The organism is Erwinia sp. 1181_3 (assembly GCF_052824965.1).
On sequence record NZ_VTDE01000001.1, the window covers coordinates 305,654 to 327,832 of the forward strand.

At 45.9% G+C, this 22,179-nt stretch carries 19 protein-coding genes and 1 pseudogene; 15 read left to right on the plus strand and 5 right to left on the minus strand.

Going from position 1 to position 22,179, the window contains the following annotated elements; translation table 11 throughout:
* Positions 1-86: 86 nt before the first annotated feature.
* The 15 genes and pseudogenes from FY046_RS01400 to FY046_RS01470 form a co-directional block, all read left to right on the plus strand.
* Complete coding sequence (locus FY046_RS01400; protein ID WP_159336712.1) at positions 87-1,217, plus strand: polysaccharide export protein; 1,131 nt, start codon at positions 87-89, stop codon at positions 1,215-1,217.
* 108 nt (positions 1,218-1,325) lie between these two features.
* A complete protein-coding gene (locus tag FY046_RS01405) occupies positions 1,326-3,482 on the plus strand; it encodes a polysaccharide biosynthesis tyrosine autokinase (protein WP_167863764.1) in 2,157 nt (718 codons plus the stop codon).
* 110 nt (positions 3,483-3,592) lie between these two features.
* Positions 3,593-4,639, plus strand: a complete 1,047-nt coding sequence (locus tag FY046_RS01410) for an EpsG family protein (protein ID WP_159336482.1) — start codon at positions 3,593-3,595, stop codon at positions 4,637-4,639.
* Between the two features lie 74 nt (positions 4,640-4,713).
* Positions 4,714-5,820 carry a glycosyltransferase gene (locus FY046_RS01415; RefSeq protein WP_167863763.1) on the plus strand — a complete coding sequence of 369 codons (1,107 nt, stop codon included), beginning with the start codon at positions 4,714-4,716 and terminating at the stop codon, positions 5,818-5,820.
* Between the two features lie 3 nt (positions 5,821-5,823).
* Complete coding sequence (locus FY046_RS01420; protein ID WP_159336480.1) at positions 5,824-6,699, plus strand: glycosyltransferase; 876 nt, start codon at positions 5,824-5,826, stop codon at positions 6,697-6,699.
* A 32-nt stretch (positions 6,700-6,731) separates the two neighbouring features.
* Entirely contained in the window at positions 6,732-7,718 is a 987-nt protein-coding gene (locus tag FY046_RS01425) for a cellulase family glycosylhydrolase (RefSeq protein ID WP_446185627.1), read from the plus strand.
* Positions 7,719-7,734: 16 nt separating this feature from the next.
* Complete coding sequence (locus tag FY046_RS01430) at positions 7,735-8,592, plus strand: hypothetical protein (RefSeq protein WP_192933164.1); 858 nt, start codon at positions 7,735-7,737, stop codon at positions 8,590-8,592.
* A gap of 44 nt (positions 8,593-8,636) precedes the next feature.
* Entirely contained in the window at positions 8,637-9,671 is a 1,035-nt protein-coding gene (gene rfbB / locus FY046_RS01435; protein WP_159336711.1) for a dTDP-glucose 4,6-dehydratase, read from the plus strand.
* 38 nt (positions 9,672-9,709) lie between these two features.
* On the plus strand, positions 9,710-10,591 hold the full coding sequence (gene rfbA, locus FY046_RS01440) for a glucose-1-phosphate thymidylyltransferase RfbA (RefSeq protein WP_167863762.1): 882 nt from the start codon (positions 9,710-9,712) through the stop codon (positions 10,589-10,591).
* Positions 10,578-11,114 (plus strand): dTDP-4-dehydrorhamnose 3,5-epimerase, encoded by a 537-nt coding sequence (rfbC, locus tag FY046_RS01445; protein ID WP_159336477.1) that lies wholly within the window; start codon positions 10,578-10,580, stop codon positions 11,112-11,114. The genes rfbA and rfbC overlap by 14 nt, the downstream gene beginning before the upstream one ends.
* Positions 11,111-11,959: a dTDP-4-dehydrorhamnose reductase gene (rfbD, locus tag FY046_RS01450; RefSeq protein ID WP_159336476.1), complete on the plus strand. Its 849-nt coding sequence runs from the start codon at positions 11,111-11,113 to the stop codon at positions 11,957-11,959. Before rfbC ends, rfbD begins: the two co-directional genes overlap by 4 nt.
* Positions 11,956-13,437: a lipopolysaccharide biosynthesis protein gene (locus tag FY046_RS01455; protein ID WP_446185628.1), complete on the plus strand. Its 1,482-nt coding sequence runs from the start codon at positions 11,956-11,958 to the stop codon at positions 13,435-13,437. Before rfbD ends, FY046_RS01455 begins: the two co-directional genes overlap by 4 nt.
* Positions 13,438-13,503: 66 nt before the next feature.
* The gene (gene wbaP, locus FY046_RS01460) at positions 13,504-14,961 is read left to right on the plus strand and encodes an undecaprenyl-phosphate galactose phosphotransferase WbaP (RefSeq protein WP_167863760.1); all 1,458 of its coding nucleotides are present in this window, start codon (positions 13,504-13,506) and stop codon (positions 14,959-14,961) included.
* A gap of 83 nt (positions 14,962-15,044) precedes the next feature.
* Entirely contained in the window at positions 15,045-15,560 is a 516-nt protein-coding gene (locus tag FY046_RS01465; RefSeq protein ID WP_159336473.1) for a hypothetical protein, read from the plus strand.
* 39 nt (positions 15,561-15,599) lie between these two features.
* A pseudogene (locus tag FY046_RS01470) lies at positions 15,600-15,749 on the plus strand (IS5/IS1182 family transposase); the annotation flags it as partial.
* 70 nt (positions 15,750-15,819) lie between these two features.
* Here the strand turns inward: FY046_RS01470 and FY046_RS01475 are convergent.
* From FY046_RS01475 to motA, 5 genes are all read right to left on the minus strand, one after another.
* Positions 15,820-17,490, minus strand: a complete 1,671-nt coding sequence (locus tag FY046_RS01475) for a methyl-accepting chemotaxis protein (protein ID WP_133841760.1) — start codon at positions 17,488-17,490, stop codon at positions 15,820-15,822.
* Between the two features lie 143 nt (positions 17,491-17,633).
* Positions 17,634-18,131, minus strand: coding sequence for a chemotaxis protein CheW (gene cheW, locus FY046_RS01480; protein WP_133841759.1), 498 nt, complete (start codon positions 18,129-18,131; stop codon positions 17,634-17,636).
* Between the two features lie 24 nt (positions 18,132-18,155).
* Positions 18,156-20,162 carry a chemotaxis protein CheA gene (gene cheA, locus FY046_RS01485; RefSeq protein WP_133842137.1) on the minus strand — a complete coding sequence of 669 codons (2,007 nt, stop codon included), beginning with the start codon at positions 20,160-20,162 and terminating at the stop codon, positions 18,156-18,158.
* Between the two features lie 10 nt (positions 20,163-20,172).
* Positions 20,173-21,204, minus strand: coding sequence for a flagellar motor protein MotB (gene motB / locus FY046_RS01490; protein ID WP_133841758.1), 1,032 nt, complete (start codon positions 21,202-21,204; stop codon positions 20,173-20,175).
* Positions 21,201-22,085 carry a flagellar motor stator protein MotA gene (gene motA / locus FY046_RS01495; RefSeq protein ID WP_133841757.1) on the minus strand — a complete coding sequence of 295 codons (885 nt, stop codon included), beginning with the start codon at positions 22,083-22,085 and terminating at the stop codon, positions 21,201-21,203. The genes motB and motA overlap by 4 nt, the downstream gene beginning before the upstream one ends.
* Positions 22,086-22,179 lie beyond the last annotated feature (94 nt).

Consider the following 22,179-nt stretch of genomic DNA (forward strand, 5'->3'; position numbering starts at 1 on the left):
GAATAACAATTCACTCAACACATCTCTTTGTTATTTTCAAAGGGCTTTATTTTCTACAATTTAACAGGGTTATAATCCTCACTATGATGATGAAGCCAACATTAAAAACATCCGTCGTCATTACACTCTCTTTTTTACTTTCAGCTTGCGTTTTAGCACCAGGTCAGTCACTGACGACTGGGAATAAAAACGTCATAGAAGAATCGGACTCAAATACAGATATCGATAAATTTGTCACCGTTTATCCTTTGACGCCAAAACTGGTCGAAATACTTCAGCCGAAGTCGATTATCTCCAGCCAGAATACATTGCTGGAAGAAGAAATTAAAAAGTACCAATACCATGTTGGTATTGGCGATGTTCTGATGGTGACAGTGTGGGACCATCCTGAGTTAACCACACCTGCCGGACAGTACCGCAGCGCCAGCGATACAGGTAACTGGGTGAACACTGACGGCAGTATCTTCTACCCTTATATTGGCAAAGTGCAAGTAGCAGGCCGCACGATAGAAGAAGTCCGTACGGAAATTACCGCTCGTTTGAAGACCTATATCGAAAGCCCACAGGTTGATGTCAGTATCGCGGCCTTTCGTTCGCAAAAAGCTTATGTCACTGGTGAAGTGATGCGTTCGGGGCAGCAGGCAATTAGCAATATTCCGCTGACAATAATGGACGCTATTAACGCCGCAGGTGGCTTAGCGCCTGATGCAGACTGGCGCAATGTGGTGCTGACACATAAAGGGAAGGACAGCCTGATCTCATTGCAGGCACTGATGCAGCAGGGTGACTTAAGACAAAACAGATTGCTAACACCCGGCGATATTTTGTTTGTTCCACGCAACGATGCTCTAAAAGTCTTCGTCATGGGTGAGGTAAATAAACAGTCTACTCTGAAGATGGACCGTAGCGGTATGACCCTTGCTGAAGCTCTTGGTAATGCTGAAGGACTCAGCCAGGAAATGGCCGATGCATCAGGCATTTTTGTTATTCGCGCATTGCGTGGTGGTGAAGGCAACAGCAAGCTGGCCAACATCTATCAGCTGAATGCAAAAGATGCCGCCGCAATGGTCATGAGCACCGTCTTCCAGTTACAACCCTATGACATCGTCTATGTTACCACCGCCCCAGTGGTGCGCTGGAACCGTGTTATCTCGCAGCTCGTTCCCACCATCGGCGGAGTGCACGACATTATTGAAGCCACGAATTACATTCGGTAATGGTGATACGGGAAAGTGAACCGGCCTTTGAGGATGTGTTCAATTCTATCAACATGACTCGCTCTCCATGGGGCAAAAAACGTAGTGGTAACCTTTCAGGGAAAAACGATGACGAAATTAATAGCCAATAAACAGAAATCTGCCGGACCAGATGATGAAGGAGCGGGCCGTTATATTGCTGAGATTATGGATAATAGAAAACTGATCATCATCATCACAACCAGCTTTCTAATTATTGCCATACTGTATTCCTTTCTTGCAACGCCAGTTTATCAGGCCGATGCATTGATCCAGGTTGAACAGAAACAGGGTAATGCGGTACTGGATAGTCTCAATCAAATCCTGCCTGATTCACAGCCTATTTCAGCCCCAGAAATCGCACTATTGCAGTCAAGAATGGTGGTAGGGAAAACAGTCGATGACTTAAATCTGCAAATCAGCGTACAGAAAATAAACTTCCCCATTATTGGTAAAGGTCTTGCGAGGCTGCTAGGCAATGATGCTGGTTCCATATCAGTGACAAGACTGAATATCCCTACCACAAGGGATGAGAAACCCGGAAAGATAACGTTAAAAATCATCGATGATAAACGTTTTAGCATCGATTATGGCAACACCAGTGCGCTGGGTGAAGTGGGTAAGTTATTACAGAAAGATCGGTTAACGCTATTGGTTAGCGAGAGCCATGCCAAACCGGGTGAAGAATTCGAGATACTACAATACACCCGGCTAGCTGCGATTGACCGACTGTTACAAAACCTGGTGGTCGCAGATCAGGGTAAAGATACCGGTATGCTGGAGCTTAAACAGACTGGCGAAGACAAAAAACAGATAACCGCGATCCTGGATAACATCAGCTATCACTACGTTACACAGAATATTGACCGTCAGGCGGCACAAGACGCCAAGAGTTTGGAGTTTTTAAACCAGCAACTGCCAAAGGTCAGAAGCGAACTCGATAGCTCGGAAAATAAATTAAATACCTATCGTAGACAAAAAGACTCGGTAGATCTGTCACTTGAAGCCAAGTCAGTTCTTGAGCAAGTGGTGAACGTCGACAACCAGCTCAACGAGTTGACGTTCCGGGAAGCTGAAGTCTCGCAACTGTTTACGAAGGAACATCCCACCTATAAAGCTTTATTAGCCAAAAGAGGAACGCTACAGCAGGAGCGGGAGAAATTAAACAAGCAGGTCTCCTCGATGCCGTCAACCCAGCAGGAAGTTCTTCGGCTCAGCCGGGACGTTGAAGCCGGGCGCGCAGTGTATATGCAGTTGCTCAATCGCCAACAGGAACTTAGCATCGCAAAATCAAGTGCGATTGGTAATGTGCGCATCGTCGATAACGCAGTCACCGTGCCAAAAGCAGTACGACCACAAAAAGTGATCCTGATTCTTGCAAGCATCATTGCTGGTTTGATTTTTTCCGCCAGCCTGATCCTCATCAGGGTATTTTTCCATCGTGGCATCGATTCAACCGAGCAGCTGGAACAGGCAGGACTCAGTGTTTACGCCAGTATCCCCAAATCAGACTGGATGGTCCGGCACACCCGCAGTAAAACGTCTAAAGCGCATTTACTCGCAGTCGAAAATCCAGCAGATTTAGCCATAGAGGCAATACGCAATTTACGTACCAGCCTGCACTTCAACATGCTGAATGCGAAAAAAAATGTGCTGATGATTTCAGGCGCGACGTCTGAAGCAGGAAAAACCTTCATTAGCACGAATCTGGCCGCCATTATCTCGATAGCAGGGAAAAAGATTCTGTTTATCGATGCGGATATGCGCAGAGGCAGGGCACATGAAATATTCCATATCAGCAATGATGTAGGGCTGGCGGACGTGCTCACCCATAAAGTGGGGGTGGCAGATGCGATTAAAAAAGTGCAGCAGGGAAAATATAATTTTGACTTTATGTCACGAGGAAAAGCGCCTGATAACCCGGCTGAATTGCTGATGGGTGAAAATTTACTCTCGCTGCTGGACTGGGCGAAAGCCAGATATGACCTGGTGATTATCGATACACCTCCGGTTTTGGCAGTGTCGGATGCGGTGCTGATTGGCAAGTATGCTGGAACGTTGTTGCTGGTAGCACGTTATCAGACCAATACGGTGAGGGAAATTGAGACAAGCATCAATCGCTTCACCCAATGTGATATACACGTTCAGGCGTGCATTTTGAATATGGTAGAAAACAGCTTCAGAAGTTATTACACCTACGGTTACCGTCATAATACATACGCCTACGATGACAAAAAAATTAAATAATCCCTAAATCCTAAAAATGACCTGCCTCACATCATGTAATCGATGCCAAGCAGGATATTAGAAATAACAGACATTATACCCCTGAACGGTAACAATTAAAGAGATAAACCATGTTGCCATACTTAATTGTAGCCCTGCTTAGTGTTTTCTTTGTTTACATCCAGGAGGAGTCACTTAAATCAAGAGGAGTGATCCTGCCACTCTTTCTTTTGGCGTTAATGGCATCCATACGGGATTACACCATCGGGACTGACTCATATGTCTACACGCGATACTTCAGGTTTCCATTTAGCCATTACCCGTTAACATTTGACCCTGATATTGAGCGGGGTTATCAGTTACTGGTTATGATTACCCGTGATATTTATAGTGAATATTTTTTCTATTTTATTATTATGGCACTGGTCTGCATAATTCCTGTGCTTTTGACGTTAAAGATGCGTTCGGTTAACTATTCGTTATCCCTCTATATTTACGTGACGTTTGGCCTGTACTTTGCTCTTTATAATCAGGTGCGCCAAACCATCGCTATGGGGATCTGTTTCCTGTCAATGCGGTTTCTGGTAGAAAAACGTTTTCTGACTTATGCATTATTAATTTTATTTGCCAGCCAGTTTCATATCAGTGCAGTTCTGATGCTGGCATTTTACTTCCTTTGTCACTGGACAGTTCGCATCGAATATAAAGTCATCTCAACTTTCCTGACAGGATTGATTGCCACTCCCTTGATTATTGCGCATATGGCAGCGAATAACGTTCGATATGAACATTACACTGAGGGATCGGCAAATGGAAAAAATGGACTGATGACGGTTACACTCTATGTACTGATTGCCATGGCGGTCTATGTGCTAGGAAAAAAAATCAGAAAAGAGAATCGTGAATACAGTTGTATCGAGTGTATCTATCTTTGTGGCATAGCAGCACTACTTCCGGTGACAATGCTAGGGACCGACCCAGCAGGACCGCAGCGAGTTGCTCAGTATTTTGTTTATTACCTGATGTTAATCATCCCATTAATACTTGATAAGATTAACAATAAAATGGTCACGATTATGTTTTGTTTTTTTGCATTCACTTATTTTATATTGATGATTTACAGTAACTTGGGTGGAATTTATCCATTCAAAATTAATGATGTTTTTAATGTATTTTAATTTTTAACACAAAGAGTGAGATCTAATTAAAGAAATAATAGAAATATAAAATAAATTAAACGAAGGAATAAGACATGAGAGTATTGCACGCAGCTGAGACGATTAAAGGCGGTGTCGCTACTGTACTTGATAGTTTGGTACAGCATCAACTAGAGAGCCGTGAGATCTCGGAAATTAAAATTATCGCCCCTGAGCAGCAGAGCGCAGAGTTAGAAAAAAATCTGTTGCCGAATATCGTTACGTTCAGCAGAAAGAACAGAGGGATAGTGGCTCTTTATGCTTTTGCTCGCTGTTTTCATTATCAGGTTCACACCTTCAGACCTGATATAATTCATTTACACAGCACTTTTGCTGGTTTCATTGGTCGATTGATATTAATAATCTTTTTTTGGCGTCAAAAACCGCAGGTCATCTACTGTCCTCATGGTTTTTCATTCCTTGTGAAAACCTCATTCATTAAGCTCACTCTTTTCACGGCCTGTGAACGTCTGCTATCACGATTTACACAAAGTATCATTTGTGTAGGTGAGTATGAGTATCTTAAATCACTCGAAAAGGGATTCTCCGAAGAAAAACTCTGTCTGATCAGTAATGGTGTTGATCTTCCTGAGAAAAAAAACACAAATACACACAATAAATTAAATGAATACACCCTGCTTTATGTTGGCCGATTTGACCGCCAGAAAGGCACGGATACGTTACTTGATGCTCTTAGAACCTTAGACGATAAAACGTTAGAATTTTCAATAAAAGTGATTATGATTGGTTCTGCCATTAACAAGACCCATTCGGCAGAAAAAATACATCTGAAAAATATTAATATAGAATATACTGGTTGGCTAAAAAAAGAAGATATCGGTAAGTATTATCGCAAAGCAAACTGTTTAATCATTCCTTCACGCTGGGAGGGTTTTGCCATGGTTCCTCTGGAAGCAATAAGCTATAACCTGCCAGTTATCACCAGCGACATCACTGCATTTAAGGAACTAAACAAAGTCAGCAAATTATTTTTCAACTGCGGTAACAGTTCATCTCTTGCCAGCCTTCTTTCCGGTATTAATACCTACGACCTCGACAGTATAAAGGAAAAGTTGATGACAAAGGTGACCGAGTCCTACACCAGAGAAAAGATGAATGACATGACGATGAAACTATATTCTCATTCTTTACAAGGTAAATAATAAATGAATGACACGCCGTTAGTTTCTATCTATATTCCCACTTTTAACCGACTTCAGTTACTCACACGTGCACTGGATTCTGTTCGTAATCAGAGTTACAAAAATATTGAAGTTATTGTTGTTGACGATCACTCTTCCGATGGCACACAGGATTACCTGGCTGAAGTCGCGTTAATTGACCAGCGTGTAAAATACATTTTGAAAGAAGTTAATTCTGGTGCTTGTGCCAGTCGAAATCTGGCTATTGATAAAGCCATGGGTGTATATATCACTGGGCTTGACGACGACGATTATTTTTTAGATGGTAGGATATCTTATTTTATTGAAAATAGGCAACTATTGGAAAAATATAGTTTTCTGTACACTAACTATCTGACATTAAACAAGAAGGGTAAATATAATAAAACCAGACACCTTAATATGTTATTACCACGAGAAATCACATCCAAAGATATTTTATTTAAAAACATCATTGGTAACCAATGTTTTACCTATACAAAGAGAATGAAAGATGCAGGGAAGTTCACTGCCGATATGCCAGCATGGCAAGATATAGATCTTTTTTATAGGCTATTAACAAGAACCAGTCATAACCATGCAAAGCTATTGAGCAAATCACTTTATGTACAAGATACTTCTCACGACCTAAACCGCATCACATTAGGCAACAAAAATAAGATTCTCAATGCTTATAATTTATTTTGCCAAAAAAATAACATAACTGGAAAACACAAAAAAATACTTGAGGCACAGCTTGTTAGCTATGGATTAAAAGTTAATTGCTCTATATTTTTCACCCGTCTCAAGTCACACACAAGGCTATACTTTTATATTGTCGATATCTTTCTTTTTATAAAAAACAATAATAACAAACTCTAAGAACCACTACCGATAATAATTATGGAGTTCATATGGTTAACTTTAGAGCTTTCGCGTTGTTTTTACTTATAGCCACAAGTTCTGGAAATGCAACCGCCGCTTTCCTGACCGGTGTGTGCTTCCATCCAGACCGGATGAAGATATCTGCCAGTGAAACACTCCAGAAATTGCATAAATATCAATTTTCCTCCTACAGAACAGATTTACGATGGCGAGAGATTGAAAAAAAAGAAGGTGTTTATAAACTGCCCTACGAGAATTTGAAATTTATTATTGATGGTTCACTCAAAGTGGGTATTATACCTATCGTTATCCTGGGCAGTGCAAACCCGCTGTATGGCGATAGCAAACCCGTCACTGATGAGCAGGTACATGCTTTTACTCGTTATGTCGAGTGGGTGGTCAATCAATACCCCCATGAGAATATTATTTATGAAATATACAATGAATGGTGGCACGATGATTTTAAAAGTCACCCAGAAAGTAACGATGCCCTATCAGCAAAAAAATACGCACGGCTAATAAAAGAAGTCTCAGCCGTCATCAGAAAAAACAACCCTAGAGCTACCATTATTGCGGGAAGCCTCAACCCATTAGCGCTACGGCAGGTAAAGTGGATGGATTCCATGATTAAGGATGGTATTCTGACGGCTATTGACGGAATATCAATACATCCTTATTCAACGAATTTTCCGATTATGGATTTTTCAGCCATTGATCTATTCTCTCAACATTTGACAGCAATGAATGACGGTAAGCAGGTCAATATATTTATTACTGAAATGGGATATTCAAATTCTTTGCGTGGCAAGCTATCACCCAGCCAACAGGAAAACTACACACAGCAATACTTCAAAATGGCGAGCGAAAGAGATTATATCAAAGGGCTTTGGTGGTATTCACTGACGGATGAGAAAAGTACCGATACCTATGAGTCAAATTTTGGCTTATTGGATAATAACGGTATTGAAAAAGACATCATCCATGGCTATCTCTCATGGTTGAACAGTAAAAAATAACCTCAAGGGTTTATTTATGCGCAAAACAATATTGACTGTAATCCTATACGACAAAACATTCAAAGAGTCGCTTACACTCAACTGCCTCATGAATAAAACGTATGTTGATATCGACCTGTTAATTATTAACAATGGACCTAAACCTCTTGAATTTGATAAAAGATTTATTCATACGCTTGGCTTTTTCGTTAACAGCATTAAAAACAAAGAGTTCCTTGATAACAGGCCATTGAGTTGGATATATAACGGTGTAATCAATGAGTATCATGACTATGACCGTTTTATTTTTTTAGATGATGACAGTATTTTAACGAAAGAGTACATCAAAAAACTTGATCAATACGATCCCAGTGGCATTGACCTACAAATACCGAACATCAGGGAGCGAACTAACGGTATGATTTACTACCCGCTGATCAATAAAAAGGTAAAAAAATTCAGAGATGGTGACAACATACCCCCTCAGAGCAGCGTACTGTCGATTGGATCTGGACTGGTGATTCATCGTTCACTCGTTGATAAATTTTCAGAAATGAATATGGAAGTTTTTGATAGCCGGTTCGCACTTTATGGCGTCGATTATAGTTTTTTTAACCGTATTGAATTATTAAAAAAGCACAATTTTGATGTCACTATTCAGGTCGTCGGAACGCTTGACCATTCGCTATCAAGAGTCGACGAGCCCTACAATCAATGGCGGACCACTGAGCGACTTTACGATAGCGTGTTATCAGTAAAATATTATTCTGGCAGCAAAGTCATCATTTTAATGCGAATGATTAAACTATTCTGCAAGCAGCTAATTAAATTAAGACCATCCTATCTCGTCTTAATCATAAAGACATTCATCAAGGGTAAGCATCCACGCTGCTAAGTGCTCATCCTGTTTTACATTTATTTTCACAGCATCTAAGGTTTATTATGAAAATCATCGTTACGGGTGGCGCAGGATTTATTGGTTCTGCAGTAGTCAGATATATTATTGAGCATACTCAAGACGAGGTGGTGGTGGTTGATAGCCTGACCTATGCCGGGAATATGGCCTCGCTGTCGCCGGTCATTGATAGTAAAAGGTTTACCTTTGAACTCGCTGATATCTGTGATGACAACCTCGTCGCTGAGATTTTTAACCGCTACCAGCCCGATGCCGTGATGCATCTTGCGGCGGAAAGCCATGTTGATCGTTCAATAGATGGGCCAGGCACATTTATCCAGACCAATATTGTTGGCACCTATACATTGCTGGAAAGTGCAAGGGCTTACTGGTCTGGCCTGAGCCCATCGCGCAGCAATGCTTTTCGTTTCCACCATATTTCAACTGATGAGGTTTACGGCGATCTCGATGGCACCGATGCGCTGTTCACTGAAACCACCTCTTATGCTCCCAGCAGCCCGTACTCTGCATCAAAAGCGGCCAGTGACCATTTAGTACGCGCCTGGCTGCGTACCTACGGTATGCCGACCATCGTGACAAACTGTTCCAACAACTATGGCGCCTACCATTGCCCGGAAAAGCTGATCCCTTTAGTTATTTCCAACGCCCTGTGCGGCAAACCTCTACCGGTCTATGGTGATGGCAAACAAGTTCGCGACTGGTTATATGTTGACGATCATGCAAGAGCACTATACCGGGTAGTTACCGCTGGCGTACCCGGGGAAACCTACAATATTGGTGGCTATAACGAGAGAAAAAATATCGACGTCATCATTACGATTTGTCACTTACTGGATGAATTAGCACCGATAAACCATGAAACTTTTAGCAGCTATGCCGAGTTAATCACCTTCGTGAAAGATCGCCAGGGACATGACCTGCGTTATGCCATTGATGCGAAAAAAATCGGCCAGGAACTTGGCTGGTATCCACAAGAAACGTTTGAAACTGGACTGCGAAAAACCGTTTCCTGGTTCTTAGATAATGAGAGCTGGTGGCGAAATACGCAGCATAAATAATTTCTCCATTACTTCACATTAAATATCAGGGTGACATCATGAAAGGTATTGTACTGGCAGGTGGTTCAGGGACGCGTTTATATCCATTAACCCAAGGAGCATCAAAACAACTGATGCCAATTTACGATAAGCCTATGGTTTATTACCCTATCTCGGTATTGATGCTTGCAGGCATCAGAGACATTCTTATTATTTCCACCCCTGAAGACATGCCTGGTTTTAAACGTTTATTAGGAACGGGGAGTCAGTTTGGCGTGTCGTTTACCTATGCCATCCAGCCCAGCCCAGATGGCCTTGCCCAGGCATTTATTATTGGTGAGGAGTTTATTGCAGGTGAGCGCTGTGCTTTGGTTCTGGGTGATAACATCTATTTTGGCGAAAGTTTCGGCCGTAAACTGGAACACGTGGTGGCTCGGGAACAAGGAGCGACCGTGTTCGGTTATGAAGTAATGGATCCTCAACGTTTTGGTGTCGTCGAGTTTGATAAAAATCAGCGTGCAATATCAATTGAAGAGAAACCAGAAAACCCAAAATCAAATTGGGCAATAACCGGACTCTATTTCTATGACCATCAGGTTGTCGAGATGGCAAAACGGGTACGCCCGTCCGTTCGGGGAGAATTAGAAATTACCACCCTCAACCAAATGTACCTGGATCAGGGGAATCTGACGGTGGAATTACTTGGCCGTGGTTTTGCCTGGCTTGATACCGGAACACATGAAAGCCTGCTTGAAGCATCACAGTTCATTCATACCATTGAACAACGCCAACGCTTCAAAGTCGCCTGTCTGGAAGAGATAGGTTATCGCAAAGGATGGCTCAATAAGGAGCAGGTTGCAGAACAGGCAAGAAAACTGCAAAAAACCCAATACGGCCGATATCTATCCTTATTGACGGAGGCGATTGATGAAAGTTACTAACACTGACCTTCCCGGCCTGAAAATAATCCAACCGAGTGTGTTTGGCGATCCGCGAGGATTTTTTCTTGAAACCTTTGAGAGGGATCGTTACCAAAAAATGCTGGAAATTGACCTTGATTTTGTCCAGGACAACCATTCCCGTTCATCAAAGTCGGTGCTGCGTGGCTTACATATTCAGTCCCAGCGACCACAGGGTAAATTGGTTCGCGTAGTTCGTGGGGCGGTTTTTGATGTTGCTGTTGACCTCCGACAGGGCTCAGCCACTTATGGTGGTTGGCATGGGGTGCTACTGTCAGAAGATAATCATACGCAGTTTTGGATCCCACCAGGCTTTGCACACGGCTTTCTGGTGTTATCTGACATTGCAGATTTTGAATATAAATGCACCGACTATTATTTCCCGGAGCATGAAGAGTGCCTGCTATGGAATGACCCTGAGATCAATATTACCTGGCCAGAAGACACTCCGTTGCTCTCTCTTAAAGATCAAAATGGTCAGTCGCTAAAGGGGTACAGAAAATGAAAGTTCTGCTAACAGGTGCCAAAGGACAACTGGGGCGGTGTTTTTCAGACTGCGCCCCTGAGAGCTGGAAAATTTATAGTCTGAGTTCTGCTGAGCTGGATATTACTAATGGCAGAAAAGTCGAAGCTATCATCCGTGCATTAAAACCCAATTTCGTTGTCAATGCGGCAGGTTATACCCAGGTTGATCAAGCTGAGTCACAGCAGTTTTTAGCCAATGCCGTGAATCGTACAGGACCAGAGAATCTCGCGCGTGGTGCCAATAGTATTGGTGCAAGATTAGTCCATGTCTCTACCGACTATGTTTTTGATGGCAAGTCACAGCGTCCTTATCTTGAAGACGACAAGACCGCCCCGCTCAACGTCTATGGCAAGACGAAACTAGAGGGAGAAGCTGCCGTGTTGTTGCGTCAGCCTGAAGCCATTGTGTTACGAACCTCTTGGGTTTTCAGTGAGTATGGTAATAATTTCGTCAAAACCATGCTGCGGTTAGCCGCCACAAGGAAAATTCTGCGAGTAGTCGGTGATCAGCTTGGTTGTCCAACCGATGCACGCGATATTGCCATGGCCATCATCATGCTGCTCAAAGCACAGGCTCCCGGCGGGATATATCATTTTTCGGGAAGTACGATGATGAGCTGGTACGATTTTGCCAGGCAGATTATTGACATGGCCGCCAAGAATGAACTCCTGAACACCTGTCCGGAGTTGGTGCCTATCGCCACATCTGAATATCCATTTCAAGCGGTCAGGCCACTCTATTCCGTTTTAGACACTCATAAGATAGCCCCTTTTTATCATCCGTCGACCTTTGATGAATCATTGAGAAGGGTGATTTTTAGATGAGCCTTTTGTCTAATGCAAAGTGGAATGCCCTGTCACAATTTTTTAAGATATTTGTCCAGGCGGTCAATCTTATTTATCTGGCCAAAATCATTCCACCGGATCAATACGGCATCATGGTCATGGCAGTGGTGGTGATCAACCTCGGGATTCTGCTCAGGGATCTCGGAACATCAGCGGCAATTATTCAAAAGAAATCACTCAGCCACGATTTGATCAACTCCATTTTCTGGCTTAATGTGACACTCGGTGTTGTCTTATGCGGGGTTATCACGCTACTGGCTAAGCCATTGGCTATGCTGTACGGGCATCCTGAACTGACTACGATACTGATGATGCTTGCCATGACGTTCCCGTTATCCAGTTGTGCCGCGACGCATCTCGCCTTACTGGAAAGGGATTCGCGCTTCAAAAGCATCGCCAGGATCGAAGTGACATCGGCGCTGGTGTCAGTGGTTGTCGCGGTTACAATGGCCAACCTTGGTTATGGCGTGTTTAGCCTGGTTGCTCAGGCCATTACGTTGAATCTGATGTCTGCCGTGCAGTTCTGGGTGGTTTCCCACTGGAGACCTTCCGTCAAACGGCTCATCCAATTGCGTGATATTAAAGAGATTTTTTCGTTCAGCACACATCTCTCTTTATTCAACCTGATCAACTATTTTTCGCGTAATGCTGACAGTTTCATTATAGGGAAATTTATGTCAGCAGCAATTTTGGGCCAATATAATCTGGCCTACCGCATCATGCTTTTCCCCTTACAGAGCCTGACCTTTGTCGCCACTCGTTCGCTTTATCCTATTTTAAGCAAATATCAGGATGAAAATGGGAAAATTCTTAACACTTATATCAATACTGTTTTTGTTATTCTTGCGTTAACTTCACCGCTAATGACAATTATAGGATTTTACAGTTTCCCATTGATCGCTACTTTTTTTGGTGAACAATGGCTAAAAACGGCTGAAATTCTCAAATGGCTGGCACCCACAGCCATTATACAGTCGGTTTTGAGCACCACAGGTTCGGTATTTATGGCAAAAGGAAGAACCGACATATTGATGCGCCTGGGTATATTAGGGGCATTTCTCCAGTTGACTGCTTTTATCCTTGGCGTTCAGTTTGACATTAACACATTTGCTAAGTTTTACTTAATTGCAAACGTGCTTAATTTCGCCCCTGTCATGTACTGTCTGATGAAAATCATTGGCGGTGATATATCCACCTTGTTTTTTAAAACATATCCAATTGCAATCTCTGTGATGAGCATGATTTTCTTTATGTTGCTTATCGACCACCAACTTCCTAATAGGGAGATAAAAGAGATATCACCTCTGATATTGATTTTTTTCAGCAACCTTTTATTTTATTTTCTTTGTCTTCTTGCCATATCAAAAGGTTCGAGAAAATTCATATATGGAAAAGTAGTCACACGAGCAGACGGATTTTTATCCACTAATCGACACAAGCGATCTATTGATAAATAGACACACAGCCATTAAACAAAATCACCCTTATAAATATCAACTTCTTCATTAATTAGGTTTATTCTCATGAATACACTGCCGCATCACGTAAATATTAGCGCCAACATTTCTTATAAAAACACAATTAATAAATTCACACTCATATTTTCGGATCTTGTTTTTTTCAATGCGGCATTATTTATCACTCTGCAATTAATTAGTTCACATTCACTGCTCAGTCTTTCTGCTATTTCCACAACCAATTTTCAGATACATATCGCCACACATATTGTTTTATCCGTGGCTTGTATTGGTTGGTTCTGGATGCGCTTGAATCATTTCACCTACAGAAAACCCTTCTGGTTTGAGTTGAAAGAGATTTTCCGCACCATTCTTATTTTTTCAGTGATCGATCTGTCCATTACCGCACTCTCACAGTGGCAAATGTCCCATTCTGTCTGGCTCTTAACTTGGCTACTTACCCTGGTCATGGTCCCTTTAGGTCGTGCGATTTCCCGACGTTTACTGAACCATTTTGGACTGTGGAAAAAGCAGACAATTATCATTGGTAGTAACAAAAATGCCAAGGAAGCCTCGCAGGCATTACAGAGTGAAAATGTACTGGGGCTGGATATCATCGCCTTCTACGATGTCGACGGCAGCAGCCCACAAGCCAGTATCAACGGCATACCGGTACTGCATTATGAGCAGGAGCTGTGGCGGCTGACGGACAGCGAGACCCAGTTCATCGTGGCGGTGGAGTTTGAGCAGAGCCAGCACCGTGATCTCTGGCTGAAAATGCTGGCAACGCAAAACTGCCAATCCGTATCGGTTATTCCTTCCTTACGCGGCGTCCCACTTTATGGTACCAACATGGCTTATATTTTCAGCCATGAGGTGATGATTCTGCGGGTTAAAAACAACCTGGCGAAGCGGACATCACGCTGTCTGAAACGTACCTTCGATATCGTTGGTGCCCTCGGAATCATCATTTTGCTGTTACCGGTATTGCTGTTGCTAGGCTTTATGGTCGCACGCGACGGCGGCCTGCCAATTTACGGTCACGAGCGTGTGGGCATTAATGGGCGCAAGTTTAAGTGTCTGAAATTCCGGTCTATGGTGATTAATTCTAAAGAGGTGCTGGCAGAAGTGCTGCGCACTGACCCGGTAGCCCGCGCCGAATGGGATAAGGATTTCAAAATCAAGAACGATCCTCGTATTACTAAAGTGGGTCAATTCATCCGCAGAACCAGCCTGGATGAGCTGCCACAGTTGTGGAACGTGGTGCGGGGCGAGATGAGCCTCGTAGGCCCGCGCCCGGTGGTTGAAGATGAACTCAGTCGTTATGCCGGTGATGTTGACTATTACCTGATGGCAAAACCCGGGATGACGGGATTATGGCAGGTCAGCGGTCGCAATGACGTTGACTACGAAATACGTGTTTATTTAGATTCGTGGTATGTCAAAAACTGGTCACTGTGGCATGACATCGTGATTTTGTTTAAGACGGTCGCTGTGGTGCTAAAACGTGACGGTGCTTATTAATAACCAGACAGCGCTAAAAAAACGCTCATCTTTATTACCCAATCGACATTTCCACTCAATCTATGAGGTTTATGTGATAGCAAATGACCAGAATTGTCACCCAACTGCAAAATAAATTTATTATGCATGCGATAAAAAACTTATCTCATGAAAACCTTATTAAAAATAGCAGCTATTTTATTTGCGATGCTCAGTATTTCTTACTGGCATTAACCAAAAAAAATAACCATTTAAGCATGAAAAATATCGTTCTTATTTTCAATAATGAATTGGAGGTTTTTATTTTTCAATCAATCTGTAATGTGCCATTTTTTGCGCTGGATGTTCGCAGCCAGGATGTATTTACCTTCTTCAAAAAAAACAAATTATTTAAAAAAATCAAACCATTGAAAAAAAATAATGACAGCATCAGAATGCGTGTTTTTCTTCTTATTCTTCGCCATTTTGATGATGAAGCTATTTGCCAGTCACTATTCATCAGCATGAAAAGATTGAAAGAGATTAAGTCGCAACTGACCTGGATTTTCTTCGAGAAAAGAAGAAACCTGTTCTATCTTACCTTGAATGTATTAATCAACCATCACAGACTGGCTGCATGAACAACCGGAGTCTGGGTTGAATAAATCTAACTGTTGAGCGTAATCAGGCGGGCCAGCTCCGTCAGCATACAGTGCAAAAAAACCACGCACGGTGAAATTGCACATCGGGTTATCGACTCCAATGGCTTAACACTTTTCGGTGAGGGTGAGTGGAAGGTGAAAAAACACCGTAAGGAAAAGCGTCGCGTCTGACGGGGAGTGGCCGACCCTCTGTTTCGGTCGGCCAGCACGGGGCAATCGAAAAATCACCCCGGTAAAATCAGAACGTTTCCCAGTTTGAATCAGACACGGGTGCGGCTACGGCAGGTGCCTTGCGCGCTGGAGTGCCCTTCAATGCCGGTCGCTTCAACGGTGCAGGTGCCACACTGCCCTGACGGGCAATACGGAACACGGCAACAGCCTGCGTCAGACGGCTGGCCTGATCTTCCAGTGAGGCCGCCGCCGAAGCAGACTCTTCCACCAGTGCGGCGTTCTGCTGCGTCACACGATCCATCTCTGTCACTGCCGTGCCGACCTGATCAATACCGCGACTCTGTTCATCACTGGCTGAGGCAATCTCACCCATAATGTCAGTCACACGGCTCACTGCATTGACGATATCCGTCATGGTTTCCCCGGCGGTACCCACCAGCGCAGAGCCGCTGTCCACCCGAGAAACAGAATCTTCAATCAGCCCTTTAATTTCTTTCGCTGCCTGCGCACTGCGCTGGGCCAGATTACGCACTTCTCCTGCCACCACGGCAAAACCACGGCCCTGCTCACCGGCACGTGCCGCTTCCACTGCCGCGTTCAGTGCAAGGATATTGGTCTGGAAGGCAATACCGTCAATCACGCTGATAATGTCGGCAATCTTCTTCGAACTGCCGGCGATGTCATTCATGGTTTTCACCACGCCGTCCACCACTTTACCGCCCTTCTGCGCGGTTTCTGATGCGCTGAGCGCCAGCTGAGAGGCCTGACGGGCGTTCTCGGCATTCTGTTTCACGGTCGCCGTCAACTGCTCCATGCTGGCCGCCGTTTCCTGCAACGCGGAGGCCTGCTGCTCAGTGCGCGATGACAGGTCATTGTTTCCGGCAGCGATTTCGCTGGCACCGGTGTAAATAGCATCAGAACCGTCACGCACCACGCTGACCGTTTTCACCAGCGACTGCTGCATATCATGCAGACTGGACGCCAGCTGGGCCATCTCATTGCGCCCTTCTGACACAATTTTCTGCGTCAGATCGCCCGATGCGATACTGCGGATGTGGGCAATCGTCGCCTGCAACGGACGAATCAAAATATTACGCAGACCAAACCAGCACAGCACAATCAGTGCGATCACCAGCGCCATCACGGCGGCGATGGTCCACAGCATATGCTCATAGGCTTCCTGGTTCTGCACGGCACCCTGTGCGCTCAGCTGGTTCTGCACCTTACGCCATTCGGTATATACCGCCTGCATGGCAATCTGCTTCTTTTCAATGTTCTGTTTGAACATCGCATCCAGCTGTTTGTTTTCCATCTGCTGCGTCATCGCGACAAGCGCAGTGACGTAATCGCTGTAGCGCTGCTTAAGACGTTCGGTCAGATCAACATCCACACCTGGTGTTGCGGGCGTCGCCAGGAAGGCATCATAAGATTGTTGTGCGGTAACCAGCTGCTGTTTTGCCTGCGCACTGAGCGTAGACAGAGAGGCGCTGCTGCCGCTGTTCGCCGCTTCACTCTGAATGCGCAACATCCCGCGGTTCAGGGTGATACGTGTCTGGTTTAGCGTGACCCACGCATCGGTAAATAATGAGACGTTATCATTCGCCGTTTGAGAAACCGCAAAACTATTTTTGTCGTGTGTGAGCGCGTTGATAAACAAGCCGCCCGCCGCCAGTTGTAAAAATCCGAAGATAAATAGCACCAGAATCAGGCTGGTGACGACTTTAATACGCGTGAACATAAGTGAACCCTTGGTGAAATAAATGGAATAACAGTGGATGTATCGGTTACCAGGCGGGGATCTTTATGTTGCTGGGAGTTTAGTAACTAAAAGAGGCGAATCACCGATTCGCCTCTTTTTATAACACGCGGAAAAACACGCTATTACGCGCTACGCAGCGTATCCATCAGCGCCATCTCTTCACTGCTTAACAGCTTCTCGATGTCGACCAGAATCAGCATACGCTCACCCAGTGCACCCAGACCTGTCAGATACTCTGTCGACATGGTGACCGCGAATTCCGGGGAAGGACGAATTTGGTCCTGCGTCAGAGACAGCACGTCAGACACGCCGTCAACGACGATACCCACCACGCGCTGTTCCAGATTCAGAACGATCACCACGGTATTGTCGTTGTACTCGACATCGGGCTGCGCGAACTTGATGCGCAGATCGATAATCGGAACAATAACGCCACGCAGGTTAGTCACACCTTTAATAAACGCCGGGGTGTTGGCGATACGCGTCACCTGGTCGTACCCACGGATTTCCTGAACTTTCAGGATATCAATTCCGTACTCTTCGTCACCCAGCGTAAACACCAGGAACTCCTGACCCACGGTTTCGCCGGCGAGTTTAGTGACAGTGGCCATTCCAGTCATAATTCTACCCTTAATCAGTTATTGTCAGGCTGCGGCTCCCGCCACACGCTTTTCACGGTTCAGAGACTGCAGTGCTGAGACATCGACGATCAGCGCTACACTGCCATCGCCAAGGATGGTGGCAGCAGAGATGCCCGGCACTTTGCGATAGTTGCTTTCCAGGTTTTTCACTACCACCTGGTGCTGACCAATCAGTTGATCAACCAGCAGCGCGTAACGTTTTCCGGCGCTTTGCAGGATGACAACAATCCCCTGCGTGGCTTCGGTTTTGGCCCCCTGGACCTCAAAGACGTTCCACAGCTCAACCAGTGGCAGATACTCGCCACGCACTTCCAGCACGCGTTCGCCGCCTGCCAGTGCTTTCAGGTCGTCTGCCAGCGGTTGCAGTGATTCCATGACCGCATTCAGCGGCAGGATAAACACTTCGTTCGCCACGCGCACTGACATCCCATCGAGGATAGCCAGCGTCAGTGGCAGCAGGATACGGATTGTGGTGCCCTTGCCCTGTTTAGACGAAATTTCAACGTGTCCACCCATTTCCTGGATATTACGTTTCACCACGTCCATACCAACGCCACGGCCGGAAACATCCGTCACCTGCTCAGCGGTTGAGAAGCCTGGGGCGAAGATCAGCATGCCGACTTCTTCGTCGCTCATGGATTCGCTGACCGGCAGGCCAGAAGACAAGGCTTTCGCCAGAATACGTTCACGGTTGAGACCGGCACCATCATCGGTGACTTCGATGCAGATGTTGCCGCCCTGATGTTCCGCAGACAGCGTCAGGTTACCGATCGCATGTTTGCCTACCGCCTGGCGTTTGTCAGGGGTTTCGATACCGTGGTCAAGGCTGTTACGCACCAGGTGCGTTAACGGGTCAATGATACGTTCGATCAGGCTCTTATCCAGTTCGGTCGAGCTGCCCATCAGGGTCAGTTCAACTTCTTTACCCAGCTTACTGGCCAGGTCACGCACCAGGCGTGGGAAGCGGCTGAAGACGTATTCCATCGGCATCATACGAATCGACATCACCGACTCTTGCAAGTCACGGGCGTTACGTTCCAACTGCCCCATGCTGTTGAGCAGGTCGCCGTGGTTAACCGGGTCAAGTTCACCGGAGCGCTGGGCCAGCATTGACTGGGTAATCACCAGTTCGCCAACCAGGTTGATCAACTGATCGACCTTCTCTACCGCCACACGGATACTGGTGGATTCGTTAACTTTTGGATTAGCGACTTTTTTCGCCGGCTCACGCTTCAACTGCACAATGTCGCTGACACTGGCCAGTTCAGGCTCTGCAGCGACGTCAGCTTCAGCATCCGCCACGGCCTCAACCACAGGCGCTTCCGTCATGGCGCTGGCAATATCCACCACATCAGCCTGCGGGAAGTGGATCTGCGACTCGTCGATAACGAAGCACAACACGGCAACGATATCGTCTTTACCAACAGAGGAGTCGAGTGTGGCTTCCAGTGAATCATCACCTTTTACCGCATCGGAAACCGTGCCCAGGTTACCCAGCTCTTCCAGCATCAGATCGGCTTCGTTGGTTTTCAACCCGGTCAGTTTAATGCGCAGACCGCTGGCCACTACGGAAGGCGTACCGCCCGCTGCAACAGGTGCGATGTCGGTGACCGGTGCTTCGCCTTTGGCTTCCAGCGCGAGCTGACGTAAGGCCTGACAAATGTATGCAAACGTCGCGGCGTCGGGTTCCGAGGCGGTTTTATACGCATCTAGCTGTTCCTGCATAATATCTTTGGTTTCCAAAAACAGGTTGATGATATCGGTACTGAGCTGCATTTCGCCGCGGCGCGCACCGTCGAGAATATTTTCCAGAATATGCGTGGTTTCCTGTAAAACAGTGAAACCAAAAGTACCCGCCCCGCCTTTAATCGAATGGGCAGCCCGGAAGATAGCATTAAGCTGTTCCGAATCTGGTTCCTGCGGGTCAAGACCCAACAGGTGTTGTTCCATGTCCGCCAACAATTCGTCGGCTTCATCAAAGAACGTCTGGTAAAAGTCGCTGATATCCATGCTCACGGTATCACCTCGGCTGTGAGTCGCGATCGGTCTGGGTCGTCGGTGCCGGAGCAGCAGGTAACGAAGTTACCGGCGCCTGGGTACTGACAGACTCAGCCTGTGGGTGTTGAGGGTCTTGGTTTTTGGTGGCTGTGGAAGGAACTTCCGGCGCCGCTATCTCTTTAAGGCTACTTGCATCGTTAATCTGCACCGCATCACTTTCGGCGTTTTCACGCTCGATCTGCGTTTCGGTGTCATGATTTAACACCAGCAGACTGATACGTCGATTCACCGAATCGTTTCCGCCGCGATTCTTTAGTTTCATGGTGTCAGACATGCCCACCACGCGCAGCATCTTGCCACCGTCCAGTCCTCCCAGTACCAGCTCACGCCGTGATGCATTGGCGCGGTCGGCAGAGAGTTCCCAGTTACTGTAGCCACGGTCGCCCCCGGCATACTGGAAATCATCGGTATGGCCCGCCAGGCTGATCCGGTTCGGAATATCATTCAGAATCGGGGCAATAGCGCGCAAAATATCGCGCATATAAGGTTCAACCTCAGCGCTACCGGTTTTAAACATGGGTCGATTCTGGCTGTCGATGATCTGAATACGCAGCCCCTCTTCCACCATGTTAATAATCAGGTGCGGACGCAGAGCACGCAGTCGCGGGTCAGCTTCAATCAGCTGGTCCAGCTTCTCCCGCAGGCGGTTCAGACGAATCTCTTCCAGCTTGCGTTTCTGCGCATCCATATCCACCACTTTATGGACTTCACCGATTTTTTCCGTCGGGTCCTGGCCACCGCCAGGAATCGGGCTTGAGCTATCGCTGCTGCGCTGCCCGCCGGTTAACGCCACTTTCAGCGGCGTTTTAAAGTAATCGGCAATCTGAATCAATTGTTGAGGACTCGAGATTGAAATCAGCCACATCACCATAAAAAAGGCCATCATTGCCGTCATAAAGTCGGCGTAGGCGATTTTCCATGAACCGTGCGAGCCGGCATGCTTATTCGACTTTTTCCGCTTTACCAGCACAATGGGGTGATTGTTATGCTTCATGCGTCTTGGTCCGAAGTCTGCTTATTGGATTTAGCATTACGCACATGCTCTTCCAGCTCGGTAAACGACGGTCGGTCGGTTGAGTACAACGTCTTACGACCAAACTCCACCGCAATCTGCGGGGCATAACCGTTGAGGCTGGAAAGCAGCGTAACTTTAATGCACTGCATCATCTTGGTGTTCTCTGCACACTTCTGGCGTAATACACCCGCCAGTGGAGAGATAAAACCGTACGCTAACAAAATACCGAGGAAGGTTCCCACCATCGCGTTGGCGATCAGCGCACCCAGTTCCGCCGCAGGTCGGTCTGCAGAAGCCAGGGTATGAATAACCCCCATTACCGCTGCAACGATACCGAATGCCGGAAGTGAGTCACCCATCGTCGCCAGTGCCGTTGCCGGGACATCACACTCGTGTTCGTAGGTTTCAATCTCTTCGTCCATCAACGCTTCGATCTCAAAGGCATTCATATTGCCGCTGACCATCAGGCGTAAATAGTCGGTAATAAAATCCACTAATCTTTTATCGGCAAGAATGCGCGGGTAATTAGCAAAAATCTCACTTTCCTGCGGATTTTCGATATCGCGCTCCAGCGACAGCATCCCCTGCTGGCGCGATTTAGCCATCAGGCGATACAGCAGTGCCATCAAATCCATATAAACGGCTTTATTGTATTTCGCGCCACGCATCAGCAACGGTAGCGATTTCAATGTCGCTTTAATCGCCTTACCGTTGTTACCAACGATAAACGCACCGACACCGGAACCGACAATAATCAGCACTTCTGAGGGTTGGTATAATGCGCCAAGATGGCCGCCAACCATTGCGAAGCCGCCTAACACCGACCCGAGGACAAGGATGTAACCCAATATAATCAGCACAAATAATCCTTACGCTGCAAACGTGTGGGTGGAAGGGAGCCAGAATAAACAGGGGGAACACCAGACGTGGGGCAAAAAAAAAGCAGCGGTCAAA